Annotated in this window: 16 protein-coding genes and 1 pseudogene; 5 read left to right on the forward strand and 12 right to left on the reverse strand. The window is 34.4% G+C overall.

Annotated features, from left to right (window positions below; all coding sequences use genetic code 11):
* Positions 1-11: 11 nt before the first annotated feature.
* Complete coding sequence (gene rsgA, locus JFU18_RS05695; RefSeq protein ID WP_016102176.1) at positions 12-1,061, reverse strand: ribosome small subunit-dependent GTPase A; 1,050 nt, start codon at positions 1,059-1,061, stop codon at positions 12-14.
* 182 nt (positions 1,062-1,243) lie between these two features.
* The gene (locus tag JFU18_RS05700; protein ID WP_201033659.1) at positions 1,244-1,771 is read right to left on the reverse strand and encodes a DinB family protein; all 528 of its coding nucleotides are present in this window, start codon (positions 1,769-1,771) and stop codon (positions 1,244-1,246) included.
* A gap of 196 nt (positions 1,772-1,967) precedes the next feature.
* On the opposite strand from JFU18_RS05700, the gene JFU18_RS05705 reads away from it, so the two are divergent.
* Entirely contained in the window at positions 1,968-2,315 is a 348-nt protein-coding gene (locus tag JFU18_RS05705; RefSeq protein ID WP_000426320.1) for a DUF4257 domain-containing protein, read from the forward strand.
* A gap of 84 nt (positions 2,316-2,399) precedes the next feature.
* Positions 2,400-2,624 carry a hypothetical protein gene (locus JFU18_RS05710; RefSeq protein ID WP_002064959.1) on the forward strand — a complete coding sequence of 75 codons (225 nt, stop codon included), beginning with the start codon at positions 2,400-2,402 and terminating at the stop codon, positions 2,622-2,624.
* A 185-nt stretch (positions 2,625-2,809) separates the two neighbouring features.
* Here the strand turns inward: JFU18_RS05710 and JFU18_RS05715 are convergent, their stop codons facing one another.
* A complete protein-coding gene (locus JFU18_RS05715; protein WP_113938265.1) occupies positions 2,810-3,985 on the reverse strand; it encodes an MFS transporter in 1,176 nt (391 codons plus the stop codon).
* A gap of 49 nt (positions 3,986-4,034) precedes the next feature.
* Positions 4,035-4,970, reverse strand: a complete 936-nt coding sequence (locus JFU18_RS05720) for an aldo/keto reductase (protein WP_201033021.1) — start codon at positions 4,968-4,970, stop codon at positions 4,035-4,037.
* A gap of 107 nt (positions 4,971-5,077) precedes the next feature.
* On the opposite strand from JFU18_RS05720, the gene JFU18_RS05725 reads away from it, so the two are divergent.
* Positions 5,078-5,386: an ArsR/SmtB family transcription factor gene (locus JFU18_RS05725; RefSeq protein WP_137058543.1), complete on the forward strand. Its 309-nt coding sequence runs from the start codon at positions 5,078-5,080 to the stop codon at positions 5,384-5,386.
* A 40-nt stretch (positions 5,387-5,426) separates the two neighbouring features.
* On the opposite strand, the gene JFU18_RS05730 is transcribed toward JFU18_RS05725, so the two are convergent.
* The 3 genes from JFU18_RS05730 to JFU18_RS05740 all read right to left on the reverse strand — a co-directional run bounded on the left by JFU18_RS05730 (position 5,427) and on the right by JFU18_RS05740 (position 8,998).
* A complete protein-coding gene (locus JFU18_RS05730; RefSeq protein ID WP_201033658.1) occupies positions 5,427-6,377 on the reverse strand; it encodes a serine protease in 951 nt (316 codons plus the stop codon).
* Between the two features lie 334 nt (positions 6,378-6,711).
* Positions 6,712-6,999, reverse strand: a complete 288-nt coding sequence (locus JFU18_RS05735) for an AbrB/MazE/SpoVT family DNA-binding domain-containing protein (RefSeq protein WP_002012401.1) — start codon at positions 6,997-6,999, stop codon at positions 6,712-6,714.
* Between the two features lie 118 nt (positions 7,000-7,117).
* Positions 7,118-8,998: an FtsX-like permease family protein gene (locus tag JFU18_RS05740; protein WP_085310561.1), complete on the reverse strand. Its 1,881-nt coding sequence runs from the start codon at positions 8,996-8,998 to the stop codon at positions 7,118-7,120.
* Positions 8,999-9,262: 264 nt separating this feature from the next.
* Between JFU18_RS05740 and nadE the strand changes: the two genes are divergently transcribed.
* The gene (nadE, locus tag JFU18_RS05745; protein ID WP_002064947.1) at positions 9,263-10,081 is read left to right on the forward strand and encodes an ammonia-dependent NAD(+) synthetase; all 819 of its coding nucleotides are present in this window, start codon (positions 9,263-9,265) and stop codon (positions 10,079-10,081) included.
* 44 nt (positions 10,082-10,125) lie between these two features.
* Here the strand turns inward: nadE and JFU18_RS05750 are convergent, their stop codons facing one another.
* From JFU18_RS05750 to JFU18_RS05770, 5 genes and pseudogenes are all read right to left on the reverse strand, one after another.
* The gene (locus tag JFU18_RS05750; RefSeq protein WP_002141378.1) at positions 10,126-10,587 is read right to left on the reverse strand and encodes an NUDIX hydrolase; all 462 of its coding nucleotides are present in this window, start codon (positions 10,585-10,587) and stop codon (positions 10,126-10,128) included.
* A gap of 27 nt (positions 10,588-10,614) precedes the next feature.
* Complete coding sequence (locus JFU18_RS05755) at positions 10,615-10,815, reverse strand: DUF4083 domain-containing protein (RefSeq protein ID WP_002141377.1); 201 nt, start codon at positions 10,813-10,815, stop codon at positions 10,615-10,617.
* A gap of 131 nt (positions 10,816-10,946) precedes the next feature.
* A pseudogene (locus JFU18_RS05760) lies at positions 10,947-12,303 on the reverse strand (IS3 family transposase).
* Between the two features lie 71 nt (positions 12,304-12,374).
* Complete coding sequence (locus JFU18_RS05765; protein ID WP_085310557.1) at positions 12,375-13,535, reverse strand: transglutaminase domain-containing protein; 1,161 nt, start codon at positions 13,533-13,535, stop codon at positions 12,375-12,377.
* 146 nt (positions 13,536-13,681) lie between these two features.
* Positions 13,682-14,434 carry a YwqG family protein gene (locus JFU18_RS05770; protein ID WP_201033656.1) on the reverse strand — a complete coding sequence of 251 codons (753 nt, stop codon included), beginning with the start codon at positions 14,432-14,434 and terminating at the stop codon, positions 13,682-13,684.
* Between the two features lie 224 nt (positions 14,435-14,658).
* Here JFU18_RS05770 and JFU18_RS05775 point away from each other — a divergent pair, with 224 nt between their 5' ends.
* Complete coding sequence (locus JFU18_RS05775; RefSeq protein ID WP_201033655.1) at positions 14,659-14,811, forward strand: YjcZ family sporulation protein; 153 nt, start codon at positions 14,659-14,661, stop codon at positions 14,809-14,811.
* Positions 14,812-14,867 lie beyond the last annotated feature (56 nt).

Here is a 14,867-nt window from a genome sequence, read left to right on the forward strand (position 1 = left end):
CCTTTGGTTTTTTACATTTTTTTATGTTGTTTAGAAATCTTCTTCCATCTATCTCGTTCCGCCCTTGCCAGAGTAATGTTTTGTTTTCTCATAACATATGCCAATTCTCTTTGCAGCTTTTTATAGCTTAGTAAGCGCTCTACGGGTATAGTTCCGTTATCTATAGCATTTCGCACTGCACATCCTGGTTCACCTTCATGTTTACAATCTCGAAAGCGGCAAGTATTTGCAAGATCTTCAATATCGGAAAATGTAGTTTGAATTGCCGTGCTTCCTTCCCAAAGCTGAAGTTCCCTCATACCAGGCGTATCAATTACTAAACCGCCACTCGGTAATTGGAACAATTCACGGTGAGTTGTCGTATGCCTTCCTTTACTATCTTCTTCACGTATATCTCCGGTTTTTGCTACAGCTGTTCCTATTAATGCATTTAATAAAGTAGATTTCCCTGCACCTGAAGATCCAACTAAAGCAATTGTTTTTCCTGGTGAAACAAATTGTTGCAATAATTCTATTCCGACGTACACTAAGCTATCAACAACAAATATAGGAACACCGATTGCTACCGCTTCAGTTTCTGCAATTTTCTGTTCCACATCTTCACATAAACTACTCTTCGTTAAAACAATAACAGGCATTGCACCACTCTCATAAGCCACCAGCAAATAACGTTCCATCCTTCTTACGTTGAAATCATGGTTAAGTGCATTCACTAAAAATAGATAATCTACATTTGTTGCGATAATTTGTTCTTCAGTTCTGTTACCAGCTTCTTGTCTTGAAAAAGAACTTCTTCTCGGAAAAATACGGTGAATAATTGCCTTTTTCTCATTTTCTATTTTCTTTATATATACCCAATCCCCAACTGCCGGATAATCTCCCTTCGTTAACGCTTCATGACGAAACTTCCCAGACAGTTCCGCTACATATTCACCATCATTACAAATAATCCGATATATATGCTTATGCTCAAGTAAAATACGCCCTACTTCATAGTTCTCTACAGCTTGTTCTTCAAAAAAAGAATCCCATCCGAAAGATTCTAAAATATTTTGATCCAAATTGATATCCTCCCTAGTTTGAACTTAGTGGAAGGATCGTGCGCTCACTTATAGAGTATCGCCCTTTCCGTCCACCTTTGTATTTGGTTTATTATTCATATAAGTTAATTTCGCCATAATACATCACCCCGTTCTTATTTTAATTACTCTCATTATATGGAATATTGATTTAAAAAGCTACCTCATTTAACGTAATTTTCAAATAACTTATTTTTTAGCATTTTAATTTGTCCGCGATGACTAATTTCATCTTCTAGCACATGAAACCAAAGGTAGTGCTGATTATACGCTACACCGTTAGGCCACTTTCTTTCTGACATTAGCCATGTATCATCTACTTCACTCAAATACTTTAGCGACTCTTCTCGAACACTTTGCAAAAGTTGTACATAATACGGTATGTCATAGCCACGAATAGATTTCCCTGCTTTCCCTAAATACAGTGCATCTTCCCATATTTCTAATTCTTCTTTTGTAAAGTCACGCTTTTGAAATGAAATAAGCTGATGTGCTTTTTCAATAGCTGCTATATGCTTTAGTAACGCTCCGATGGAATTCCCTCCACTCGGCATAATTAAATCTAATTGCTCAACTGATAGCTCGTTTATTCCCTGTAATGTTACAGCCCTCGTATGTTCCAGCATGCTTACTAATTCCCCTATATTTTTTGTATAACCATCTACACTTCTTATTCGATAATCTATATTCATATCACGCACCCCTTTCTACATTCATATTAAGGAATAACCGCTTCATACAATAGACTGAAATATATCAGATTTTTCTGTTATAATTAAATTGAATACGGAATAAACCTAAACAAACTTTCTCAATATGCTTATATGAAATATTAAAAGGAATCAATATCAAATTATCGAATCTTATTCACTAAAAGGAGTGGATTCGATGGAAATGTATCAATGGCTAACCGCTGTTCTCGTTGGTGGCATTACTGGCTTCGTTTCCCATCTGATCAATAACCAAGGCAAGTTATTGCTTCCACGCCGTTTAAAAACTTTTTTTCATTTTGGATTTTTAACTGATATTTTTACAGGTAGCCTCGCCGCACTTCTTGGACTCGTTTTATTCGATGTCACCTTAATAAAAGAAATTATAAAAGTCTCCATTGTGACCGCTATTTCCGGTCAAACGTTTTTACTTCACCAAGCTCTTGGTGGTGAACAGGCTAAAAATACGCAAATTGGGAAAGCTGATGAGAAAATCCAAGAAATTGACAAACTATTACGACGTTAGTCTATACTTTCTCTAAAAATTATTGTTATAATAAAAAATAAATATTTTCTATTGCGTCGTTTGTCAGAAGAAAGGGTGTTTCGTATGACAAAAAAGAAAATAGAAGATTTCTTAACAAACACCGAAAAAGAGAAACTGCTAGAAAACTATAAATGTTTACGAGAAGCCCGCACAAAAAGCGAAGCTAACTATTTTGGTGAAGCAGTAAACCATCTATTAAATAAAGCAAAACAACGAATTATTAATGATGCAGGCATACATGATGAAAATGCAGCAACTGTTCAATCAAAGAGAAAAGCACTGTTTTAGCTAAAACAGTGCTTTTTATTACGGCATTTTTCACATTACTTTCACATCTATTTCACAAATATAAGTAGTCCTATATGTTAAACTAAGTATATCCTTTTCCAAGGAACTATATGCCGATATATAAATCCCTATCTCTTTAGGGATTTTTTATTTTTTGGGATTTCCCCGATTTATTTTTAAAGGCTTTATGATGCAATTCCTGTTTCACTATCTTCACTAAGCTTTTCACTTTTTCTAAACAAAAATAAAGCTCCTATATATAGTAACGCAGTAAAACTACCTACAAGTATAAAATTGTGAGATGCTGCAAATAACATTCCTGCTATTGCCGCTCCAATCATTTGGCCAATATACATAGAAGCATTAGCAAGAGCGGCTCCTGTTCCTCTTGCTATACTAGACATATTTTGTAAGCGCCCCATCATCAATACAAACAAAATTCCTGTCACAAAAAATAAAACAAAGAATAATAACTCCACAAATATAATGTTCTTTACATGAGGAAGTAATACATATAGCACAGCTGTAAATACAATTCCACCATAGAAAGAAAGGTTATAACCAATTTTATTTACGATTCTTGGGCCAAAAATATTCCCTGTTAAATTTCCTAACCCTAATACGAGCATAGCTGTTCCTATTTCATGAACTTGTAAGCCAAATTGAATGGAAAGCCATACACCAAAAAATGAAAATGCAGCAAAATTACCAGTTTGAAAAACAAAATATGCAAAATAAGAAAGTGAAACCTTTGAATCTGTAAGTAATTGTTTATAGCGCTTTAAGATGTTTGTTTTACTTCCACCTATATGAACCGGTTGTATTTCTGGTAATACTACATAAATAAGAACGACAAGTAGTGCTGATAATATACCAATGACGAAGAATGGTGTTGTATAATGTATCGTTGCTAAATATGCTCCAATTGGCAGACCTAAAATTTGGGAGATTGATAACCCTGCTGTTGCAATTCCAATTGCTTTTACAATTTGCTTCTTCTCTATAAGGAGCGGAATAGATGCCCATACTTGTGGAGATACAAAAGCTGCACTTACACCTGCTAAAAATCTAAATGTTAGCATCCATAAAAAACTCGGTGCCATTCCACACAAAAATGTACTTAATGCAAAAAAACTCATTCCTAATACCATCACTTTTTTTCTGTTTAAGCCATCTGATATAGGACCAGCGATAAGCGCAAATCCAGCGTATCCTAAAGCATATGAACTCACCATCCATCCTGATAATTCAGTTGATACATGATACACCTGTTGTAATGTCGGCAAAAGTGGTGAAATTAAGAAAGTATCTGTACCAATCATAAACATTATCGTAAAGAATACAGCTAGCACTCTTTTCATTTAAACCTTCTCCTTTTATATAAAAAGAGGGAACTATCCCTTTTTTCAACTAATCTTCTAAAATAGATTCAATCTCTTTCATAACTTTTTCATTCAATGAAACATCCACTGCTCTTACACTTTCTATTATTTGCTCTGCCCGCTTCCCGCCAGGAATAACAGTATCAATTCCTTTTTTGTTTAATAACCACGCTAAAGCTAAATGCGATACTTCGAGATTCTTTTCTTTAGATAAATCTTTTAACTTCTCAACTTTCTTAAAGTTACTCTTATATTTATTTTCTTCAAATAGATTTACACTTTGACGCCAATCCCCTTCATCCAATTTGAAATATTCTGTATATTTACCACCTAGTATCCCAAAGGCAAGAGGCCCGTACGGAATAAATGAAATACCTGATTCTATACAATATGGCAAAAGTTCTTCCCCAGCAGCACGATCCAACATATTATACGGTGATTGTACAACATCTATATGTCCGTGCTGATTCGCTTCTTTTAGTTGCTCTACATTTACATTAGATATTCCAATTGAACGAATTTTCCCTTCTTCTTTTAGGCGAGTAAGTTCTCCAATTGAATCTATGTAACTTGTTTCAGGATTTGTAAAATGTAAATAATATAAATCAATATAATCAGTTTGTAATCTTCTTAAGCTATTTTCCACAGCATTTCTTAAATAGCTTCGTTCATTATTAATATGAACCTCTCCATTTAATAAAGGCTGAATTCCACCTTTTGTAGCAAGTACAAACTCGTGGCGTTTTCCTTTTAATACTTCTCCTACCAATTCCTCTGATCTACCGAAACCGTATGAATCTGCTGTATCAAAAAATGTAATCCCTTGCTGAATTGCTTCTTCTATTAATCTTTTTCCTTCTTCCTCATTCACATCAGCATATAAATTATGTCCCCCAACAGCGTTTGTTCCTAACCCCAACTTCGAAATATTTAGTCCTGCCTTTTGTAATTTTGTATACTTCATTTTTTATCCCCCTATATTTCTATTGTTCGATTATATTCGAACAATAGAAATATACCACTTTATATGTTATAGTGCAAATATATTAACTTATACAAGTAGGTGAAAAAATGCGTACTCTCTATCATCCTAAACGAGAAGAAATTCAATTCTCTTCTGTCTTATACGCACTTAGCGATCAAATTCGTTTACAAATTGTAACTATGCTACTAGAGAAAAATGAACAATCTTGTGGCGCGTTAAACATTCCAATTGCGAAATCAACTTTATCTCACCATTTCAAAGTGTTACGTGAATCTGGTGTTATGTATACACGCCTTGAAGGCACACAACGTTTCATTTCAATTCGTGAAGATGACTTAAATGCTAGATTCCCCGGTTTATTAGACGTCGTAATACATGCAACAGAACCATACTAAAAAACATCTCATATAAATATGAGATGTTTTTTAGTAATTACTATTCTTTTAATAAATCTATTAATCCATTCCCCTCAGATGTACGTTCATACCCTAAAGGTACAGTCCTTTTTATAAGTTGCGCATATATTTCCGGCTCTGATAATTTTCTACCATACTCTCTCTCACACTGCTTTATGAGAAGTGCTAGCGCCCCAGCGACATGCGGCGTCGCCATTGAAGTACCACTTAATACCGCATATTTCCCCTCTGGATACGTAGACAGTATTTCATCACCCGGCGCTACTAAATCAATTTCTTGATTTGAATTACTAAAGCATGAAATTTTCCGCTCTAAATTAACAGCACCTACTTCAATTACTTCAGAATAAGCACCTGGAAAATCTAATTCTTCAGTATCATCGTTACAATCTCCATCATTTCCTGCAGCGCACACGACAAGTACGTCTTGTTTTACCGCATTTTGAATAGCTTCATGTAACTCTGGTACATCTTGCGGACCACCAAGTGACATTGAAATAATTCTCACTTTCTCTTTATTCGGTCCTCTCCAATTTACAGCGTAATGAATGGCCTCAATAATTTTCTCATAACTTCCAGAACCATCTCCAGCTAATACTTTTAAAACTAACATTTTAGAAAGTGGTGCGACTCCTAGTACACCCACTCCATTTTCAGTCGCTGCAATTGTCCCCGCTACATGAGTACCATGCCCATTATTATCAAGATAAATATTGGGATTTCCTTCATAATCTTTTGTGAAATTTCTCCCACCAATAATACGATCTTTTAAATCTACATGATTTACCTCACAACCTGTATCTAAAACAGCAACGACAATGTCTTTTCCTTTCGCGCTCTTTTCCCATACTTGCGGAGCATGAATCAATTGTACACCTGGTGGAATTTCATTTACTTGTTCAACCACTTTATTTACAGTAAACGGAATTAATTTAATGCCTTTTTGTTTATTCGCTGTACTACTATTCATCGTAATCCCTCCTGAAAATATATTATTTTCATTTCAGACCACTATTGAATGCGTTTAGATTTAACATTCGTTTTATTCGTTCCATTTCCCTTCCTCTCAAATATTTCTCAATAAACAAAAGAAAAGGACCCATTATGGTCCTTTTCTTTTTCAGTTTTTCAAAAGAATAATATAAAGTGAAACTATAATCAGTGGGGGGTGTTCATCCCCCACTGATTATTAGCCCTCACCAATCGGGCTTTTACGGGCAGCCCGACTCCCACCCAACTTCTTTGCTTCAGCCGAGTTTTGAGGTGGGAGTTTTACTGCCCACAAATAGCTGGATAAATTAAGACTAAATCTTACTCTTGTTCAAAAACTGCTCAATTTCTTTTATTACATGTTTTGCGCCTTCTATACTAACAGTAATGTTTCCATTTGCTAATGAAATATTTTGATCTGAAACATCACCTGTTATTTGACAAGCATTGTAAGGCTGATATTTTTGTAAAATGACTTTGTCTTCTTCTACAAAAATTTCAAGTGGTGATTTGATTTGTATTCCTAATACATCCCGTAATTCTTTAGGAATAACTATCCGTCCCAATTCATCTACTTTTCGAATAATTCCTGTTGCTTTCATGTTACTCCCCCTTACTCTCTATTATTTTTTTCACCTCGCTATTTTCATTTTATCACTATATATTTGGTAATGCCTTACTCTTTTTAGAAAATATAGTACAAAAGTTAAAAAAACACATTTAACGAATATTCAATCTTTCTTTCAATTGTTTTAAATAACGCGATCGTATAATTAAGAAGTATACAACTTGAATACCTACGAAAATACTTAATACAATTGTATTTTCTTTAAACAGTGAGTACTCAAACATTTGTCCTAACGCAGTTAATGCTACTGCCCCGTGTAATGTTGCAACTCCAACTGGAACGAAGAATAAAAGCGCTAAGCGGATTGTGACTACTTTCGATAATTCCCCTCTCGTCAATCCAACTTTTCGAATCATTTCAAATAAACGAGTATCGTCCTCCAAATCTGAAAATAAACGGAAGTAAAGGAAGCTTCCTGCACAAACGAAAAATACAATACCAATAAAGAAACCTACAAATAAAATGGGTCCTGCGATTTGTAGACTTTGATTTTGATCGTACTCTTCTGCACTAAACGTTGAATGTTCTTGATAAGGCTTAATCTGATTCGTAAGCTCTTTACCAACCTCAATTTCATCTTTCGCGGATTGTGTTTTATACATATAATCTTTTTCTTCTTTAAATCCATCTTGTAATGAATCATATTGATTTTTAGAGATTACATACACATTACCTCTTAGTATTTTACTTAATGAAGAAGTATTAACTTTTTTCACATTTAAAGGTTCATTCATATTTGATAAAGTAATTTCTTTTCTTTCTTTCATCGGTGGTCCGGGTATTTCGACTGACAAAAATAAAGCCTCTTTATTTGATACAGTATTAAATGGTTCTCCTGTTAACTTTGCATATTCTTTATAATCTGATTCTTTTATAAAAATGGCGCTTCTTAACGACTGCTCCTCCGTTTTCTTCGATGAAATATTTATTTTTGAAGCTGCTATATTATGTTTCTTTAATCCTTCGTCAATGATTTTCAGATGCTGTGGCTCATTGCTATTACCTTGCTTAGACTGATAGTGAAACGCAATTGGTCTGTCCATAATTTCTTTCGTCATCGAAGCAAACCCAACCAATGTACCTATTGCTGAAAATGCTACTGTTGAAATAATCGTTACAATAAAGAACATTCTTGCGTTATCTCTCATACGGTATGCTAAATCTGACAAAGTAATAATATTTGTCTGTGTCCAATAGAAGCGTTTACTTTTTTTACATAGTCTAATAATAAAGACGCTCAACTGCTTGTACAGCAAATACGTACCAATAATGACTACCGTTGTAACAGGAATCATCATTATAAATACCATTGCACCATGTGACATAAGAGCTCCTGCATAACCAGCACTAAGCAATACTACCGCTAATATAGAAGAAATTATAGATGCCTTCGGTTCTGGCTTCGCCTCTGCTGATCCTCTAAACAATTTCATAATTTTATTTTTACGAACCATTCCTGCACTAAACAATGAAATAATCATAAATAATACGAAAAACATAATACTCGTTACAACAATCGCTTTCATCGGTATGTAATAGGATAAAGAGATATCTAGTTTTAATATCATCGGAGCTACAAATATTAATATTCCTGAAAACAACATACCTGAAAGAATCCCAAAAATTATTGCCCCTATTCCAATCATTATATTTTCAAAGAAGATAAGACGCTTTAATTGATATTTCGTCATACCTAGCATCATTAAAATTCCTAGTTCACGCTTTCTCGTTTTTAAAAACATTCCCATTGAATATAAAATAAAGAAGAATGTAAATAAGTAAATAATAGACTGCGCAAAAGACATACTTACGAATACGTACTGTCCTAATTCTCCAGCACTTAATGCCGGATGAAACGCAAAAAATGAATACACGAAAAAGGCCATAATTGCAAATGCACTACTCAAAAAATAAGCTGAGTATGTTCGTCTATTTCGCGTTACATTTCGAAATGCGAGTTCTCTAATGTTCATACTACTTCTCCGCCCTTCTACTAACTATACTTTTATATTAGTAAAGTTCGGAAATACCTTCCATCGATTCAAATGACAAAAACCTTACATTATTGAAAGGTTTTAAACAATTGCTTATATAAAACAGTTTCATTATAATGACTACATTCATACACGCATCCTATTGTATATTCGTTAGTTTTGCGAAATAATAAAGGATAGAAGTATGTACCAATATACATATAAACTTATTTACCGCTTTAATATGAATAGGAGGAAAACATAATGACATTACAAGAACAAATTATGAAAGCATTACATGTTCAACCTGTAATTGATCCGAAAGTAGAAATTCGTAAACGAATTGATTTCTTAAAAGATTATTTAAAAACTACAGGTGCAAAAGGATTTGTACTTGGAATTAGCGGCGGACAAGACTCTACACTGGCAGGACGTTTAGCACAGCTTGCAGTCGAAGAAGTTCGTAATGAAGGTGGTAACGCAACGTTTATCTCCGTACGTCTTCCATACAAAGTACAAAAAGATGAAGATGATGCACAATTAGCATTACAATTTATTCAAGCTGATCAGTCTGTTGCTTTTGATATCGCTTCAACAGTTGATGCTTTCTCAAATCAATACGAAAACTTATTAGGCGAATCATTAACAGATTTCAATAAAGGAAACGTAAAAGCACGCATTCGCATGGTTACACAATACGCAATCGGCGGACAACAAGGGCTACTCGTTATCGGAACTGATCATGCTGCTGAAGCTGTAACAGGTTTCTTCACAAAATTCGGAGATGGCGGTGCAGATTTATTACCATTAACGGGATTAACGAAACGCCAAGGACGTGATTTATTACAAGAATTAGGTGCAGACGAGCGACTTTACTTAAAAATGCCAACAGCTGATTTATTAGATGAAAAACCAGGTCAAGCTGATGAAACAGAGCTAGGCATTACTTACGATCAATTAGATGACTATTTAGAAGGTAAATCCGTTCCAGCTGACGTTGCTGAAAAGATTGAGAAGCGTTACAAAGTGAGTGAACATAAAAGACAAGTACCAGCGTCAATGTTTGATGATTGGTGGAAATAGAACATAAAAAAGAAGCTAATCTCATTTAGCTTCTTTTTTATACGTTAACGATATACCCCTACTCTTTTCTCTAATAAATCCTGCAAGCAATCTTCATGTTGTTTATTAAACAATGGCGGCATTTTGTCTAAAGGGAAAAACTGCAAATCTAACGTTTCATCACCGTCTATTTTTGTATTCCCTCCAACGATTGAAAACTTAAAGAATATTACAATTGCCTGTGCCTGATCTCCATTCGGATATGCTTGAAAATATTTCGTATACACACCAATGAGCTCATCAATTTTCACATCATATCCTGTTTCTTCTTTTATTTCTCGAATCGCAGTTTCTGCCGCAGATTCCCCGATTTCCATTGCACCGCCTGGAAATCCCCAAGCATTAAAGTCTCCTCTTTTTTGCAGAAGCACTTCACCAAATTCATTAAATACACAACCTCCTGCAAAATTCAAAATAACATAATCATGCCCTATTTTTTCACGTAATTCCTTTATATAATTCGCCATCTGCTTCTCCTTTTTATCCATCTTCCATTATTCTTTTTTATCTTTTTCAAGCAATTCAATAATCCGATCTAACTTCTGATTCATATTAATCACATGTTGTTTTTTCATAGTGTTGTTTTGCAATAATCTTTTAATGAACAGAGTAAATGATACAAAAAACAAAACGATAAGTCCGATTACTAGACAAAAATATATCAATGCAAATATATTATTTTCGAACAAATTCATTCAGCTATCACATCCTCTATTTTCAATTATTTTATCACATAATTCTAAATAGTCACTATAATTATAATCAAACGCAAAAAGAGCACCTTTTAAAGTGAAGTGACCCCTAAAAGTTAGACACGGTTATTTCATTAGGCTACTTGATCCAAATGAGTCCGGTATTGTACCGGGCTCATTTTTAATTTTGCCTTAATCCGTTTCTTATTATAATAATCTATATATTTTTCTAATTCTATTTTAAAATGCTCTATGCATTCAAATTCTTTTATATAGAGGAACTCCGACTTCATAATCCCAAAGAAATTCTCTATTACTGCGTTGTCGTAACAGTTTCCTTTTCGAGACATACTCTGTACGATAGCTCTTGATTCAAGTGTACGGACGTACTGTCTCATTTGATAATGCCATCCTTGATCCGAATGCATCAGTAGTTTGGTGGTTTTCAGGTAAACGTTCTAATGCTTTCTCTAACATCTCTGAAACAAGTGAATACGCCGGTCTAGAACCAATTGTATAGGTAATAATCTCACCATTATACAAGTCTAATACAGGTGATACATACAGTTTTTCTCCAAATAATTTAAACTCTGTGATGTCTGTTACCCATTTTTGATTCGGTGCATCTGCATAAAAATTACGCTCTAAAATATTGGGTGCAATTTTACCGACTTTCCCTTTATAGGATTTATATTTCTTCATACGCACAACACACTTTAATCCAAGCTCTTTCATAATACGTTGCACCTTGTTGTGATTCACTTTCTGACCACGATTCGCTAACTCATCACGAATGCGACGGTAGCCATAACGACCTTCATTCTCCTCATAAATCACTTTAATCTCAGCTTTCAAATCGGCATCTACATCTGGGCGATTCATTTTCTTTACTAAATCATAATACGTGCTTCGTGGAATAGTAGCTAACTCCACGAGTGCCTTCACCGAATATTTATGCCTTAATTCATAGACTACTTGCGCTTTGTCTTGTTTAGTGACTTTTCCTTGTTTTGAACTAAGGCATTCAACTTTTTTAAGTACTCATTTTCCATTTCAAGCTGTTTAATACGTGCTTCAAGTGCTTCGACTGACCCTTCAGCTAAAGCTTGTTTTACTTGTTTATTTGACTCTTTTTTCATGGATGGACGCCCCTTTTTTTTAGATTGAAGGGCATCAATTCCTTGTGTTTTGAGTTGTTTTTTCCAAACAGAAATCGTTGAAGGGGCAGGAATGTTAAAGATAGCTGCCGTCTCAAATAAGGACATACCGTTTTCAATCATAAAGTTTTAGTACGTCTAGTTTAAATTGTTGTGTGTAATTTGTACATCGTTTTAGAAAAGCTTCCACACCATTCTGCTTATATTGGTTTACCCAATTCAAAATGATTGTGCCACTTATACCGATCGCTCTACCCATTTCTCGATAACTTTCATTTCCGTTCAAATAACGTAGAACGATTTGTATTTTTTCATCAGCTGTAAATTTAGCCATAGAAAAACTGCACCTCCAATTGTTAGACTGTGTCTAACAATTGGGGTGCAGTTCAAAGATGCTCTTTTTCATTAATACGTAAATGTAATTGTCGCTAATGAATAACCTGCCATTGCACTATATGGCGCAACTTGATAAGATACACGCTTTGCACCTTTTGGCCAAGTTATTTCATCTAGTACTTTCTTTATATCTTGCATCGTTCCATCCATTGACTGCTTATATCGTACTTCTACTTTTTCTGGCTTGGAAGCAAATTGTTGCTGTAATTTTTTCTTAAACTCATTGTAATTTTCCGCTCCGTATTGTGCAGATAAATACTTTAAATTTGTTTCTTTTAACATTTGTTCATATACAGCAGTTTTTGAACTACCGGCTTTTATTTTGCTTGTTAATTCGTTGAAGTAGCTTGTAGTTGCCGCTGGATATTCACTACGATCCCATTCATGGTCTTTGCTTAATTGTTCATCAGACATATTAAAATATGAATATGTTACGCGCCCAGCTTTATCAGGAACTGGATCATCGAATGTAGTATCAAGGTGGTACCACTTGTTATCAATGTTCACTAAATTCCATGCGTGAGCTTGTCCATTCCCTGTACCTGTTACAATATGATTTTGAATACCTGCTTCTTTTAGTAATTGATATGTTAACAATGTATATCCTTGGCAAACGGCAGAACGATTCGCTAACGCTTCATACGCTGTATATGCTTGATAAGAAGTATCATATGATACTTCTTTCACAACATAATCATGAATAGCTTTCACTTTTTCATGTTCATCCATGCCTTGTTTAATGATAGAATTTACAATTGCTTTCGCCTGAGACTTTACATACTGTGTTTGCTCTTTTGATTCACGATACTTCACTTGTAATGTAAATGTATAATTCCCTGGCATCCCTTTTATAGAATATTTAGTAGACGCTACATTATATTTTACATACTCATCAGCATCTACAATTTTATTAAACTCGCCATACAATTGGTCCATAATATTTCTAGCATTTCTATCTTTTGTTTTATATGTGATTGTAATATTTTCTTCTCTATTATCAATCTGTTTTTTTAATTCTTTTCTGAAATCATTTAACAACTTTGCATCTGATTGTGTTGTCACTGTAGTCGGATTCGTAGCCGCATAAGATACAGCTGACGCCTGTAAGCCTCCCATTACTATAGTTGAACAAAGTGCGGCAGCTGTCACATACTTACTTGTCTTTCCCATCTTGTCACTCCTTACATTCTATAACTATACAAAAAAGTATCGTATAGTTTCAGAGTATACAATACTTTTCAAAATAGGTCATATGAGATTATGCATATTTAACATTTTTAAAAGGGTTGTTCTTTTAGAAAAAGAACAACCTTTTTTTAGCAAGTTTGCAACACACAGCATGTATTTTCAAAATGGCGATTTTTCAAGTCTTCATTTCCAATACAGAAATAAAGCATCCCTAAATCTCCCCACATCATATTACAATTTTTAGTATCTGAATCAATTTGGAATAAGAGCGTCATATGCTGTGGATCTATCCCCATATATTGTCCAGTCTCGTACAATACCTCATCTTGTACAGAGAATGGTTCTCCAAACATTTGATGATTATCATAGTTGTCTGGGATTAGCTCTTCAAGTAATTGCAAGAAACGATCTGAATCCGCCTCATCTTCAATGAAAAGCTCCGGTAATTTATACGTCAGTTCAAAAGTAATTGCGCACTGGTTATATTTCGCTTGTATTTCATCAGCTCTACGTAATTGCTCTACAGGGATATCATAATAAAGTATACGTCCAGCTTCGGTTGGATCCACATCTTCTTCAAAGTAATTTTCAATACTAAAGAAATATAACATCCCTGTCTTAGGAAGATTATGATCCATACCAACGTTTTGTAAATCACTTAAATTAAATTGTGCGATAAAACGTAACGGATTCTCTTTGTATGTTGGATATTCAAATGTATTTGGCAAATCAGGAACTCCGCCCATTTTCGAACTGCCTATCGCAATTATTTCCTGTTGTTTTGGCACAACTTTTACACAAGGAAATACAGTATTAATAAGTTCCTGTTTCAAATGTGTTAGTTCATATTTATCAATTAATATTTCAATTTTCTGTTCCATAAATTCTCCTTACATTTACATACTTATTTGTATCATAGCACAAAGATTATACTTCATTCATTGTAAATTCAACAAGCCCTCCAAAAAACGGGCTTATCCCTCGTACGCGAACAAGTTTAAAAAAGCATAGTATACATTGTTCCTACAAACACGATAGTTCTTTATTTCTTCCAGTACATTTTCCCCTCGTTCATTTTTATTTTTAATTTAAGGAGGAATTCCACATGAGTTACGGATATAGTTGCGGCGGTGGTTACGGTTACGGCGGTAGTTGTGGTGGCGGTTGTGGTTATGGAGGTTTCGCTTTATTAATCGTTTTATTTATCCTTCTAATCATCATCGGAGCTAGCTGTTGGGGCGGCTTTGTAGGCTGCTAGTAAACTTAAAAACTATTGTAAAAAAGCACGTACAATACGTGCTTTTTTTCCATTTT

The organism is Bacillus sp. TH22, assembly GCF_016651015.1.
GTDB classification, from domain to species: Bacteria; Bacillota; Bacilli; order Bacillales; family Bacillaceae_G; genus Bacillus_A; species Bacillus_A mycoides.

Bases quoted from the DNA above. Each gene is read 5' to 3' on its own strand.
- JFU18_RS05755 (WP_002141377.1), bottom strand. From the start codon at position 10,815: ATGAATTTGTTCGAAAATAATATATTTGCATTGATATATTTTTGTCTA.
- JFU18_RS05765 (WP_085310557.1), bottom strand. From the start codon at position 13,535: ATGGGAAAGACAAGTAAGTATGTGACAGCTGCCGCACTTTGTTCAACT.
- JFU18_RS05735 (WP_002012401.1), bottom strand. From the start codon at position 6,999: ATGAAAGCAACAGGAATTATTCGAAAAGTAGATGAATTGGGACGGATA.
- JFU18_RS05705 (WP_000426320.1), top strand. From the start codon at position 1,968: ATGGAAATGTATCAATGGCTAACCGCTGTTCTCGTTGGTGGCATTACT.
- JFU18_RS05700 (WP_201033659.1), bottom strand. From the start codon at position 1,771: ATGAATATAGATTATCGAATAAGAAGTGTAGATGGTTATACAAAAAAT.
- JFU18_RS05770 (WP_201033656.1), bottom strand. From the start codon at position 14,434: ATGGAACAGAAAATTGAAATATTAATTGATAAATATGAACTAACACAT.
- JFU18_RS05725 (WP_137058543.1), top strand. From the start codon at position 5,078: ATGCGTACTCTCTATCATCCTAAACGAGAAGAAATTCAATTCTCTTCT.
- JFU18_RS05710 (WP_002064959.1), top strand. From the start codon at position 2,400: ATGACAAAAAAGAAAATAGAAGATTTCTTAACAAACACCGAAAAAGAG.
- JFU18_RS05740 (WP_085310561.1), bottom strand. From the start codon at position 8,998: ATGAACATTAGAGAACTCGCATTTCGAAATGTAACGCGAAATAGACGA.
- JFU18_RS05750 (WP_002141378.1), bottom strand. From the start codon at position 10,587: ATGGCGAATTATATAAAGGAATTACGTGAAAAAATAGGGCATGATTAT.
- nadE (WP_002064947.1), top strand. From the start codon at position 9,263: ATGACATTACAAGAACAAATTATGAAAGCATTACATGTTCAACCTGTA.
- JFU18_RS05720 (WP_201033021.1), bottom strand. From the start codon at position 4,970: ATGAAGTATACAAAATTACAAAAGGCAGGACTAAATATTTCGAAGTTG.
- JFU18_RS05730 (WP_201033658.1), bottom strand. From the start codon at position 6,377: ATGAATAGTAGTACAGCGAATAAACAAAAAGGCATTAAATTAATTCCG.
- JFU18_RS05775 (WP_201033655.1), top strand. From the start codon at position 14,659: ATGAGTTACGGATATAGTTGCGGCGGTGGTTACGGTTACGGCGGTAGT.
- JFU18_RS05715 (WP_113938265.1), bottom strand. From the start codon at position 3,985: ATGAAAAGAGTGCTAGCTGTATTCTTTACGATAATGTTTATGATTGGT.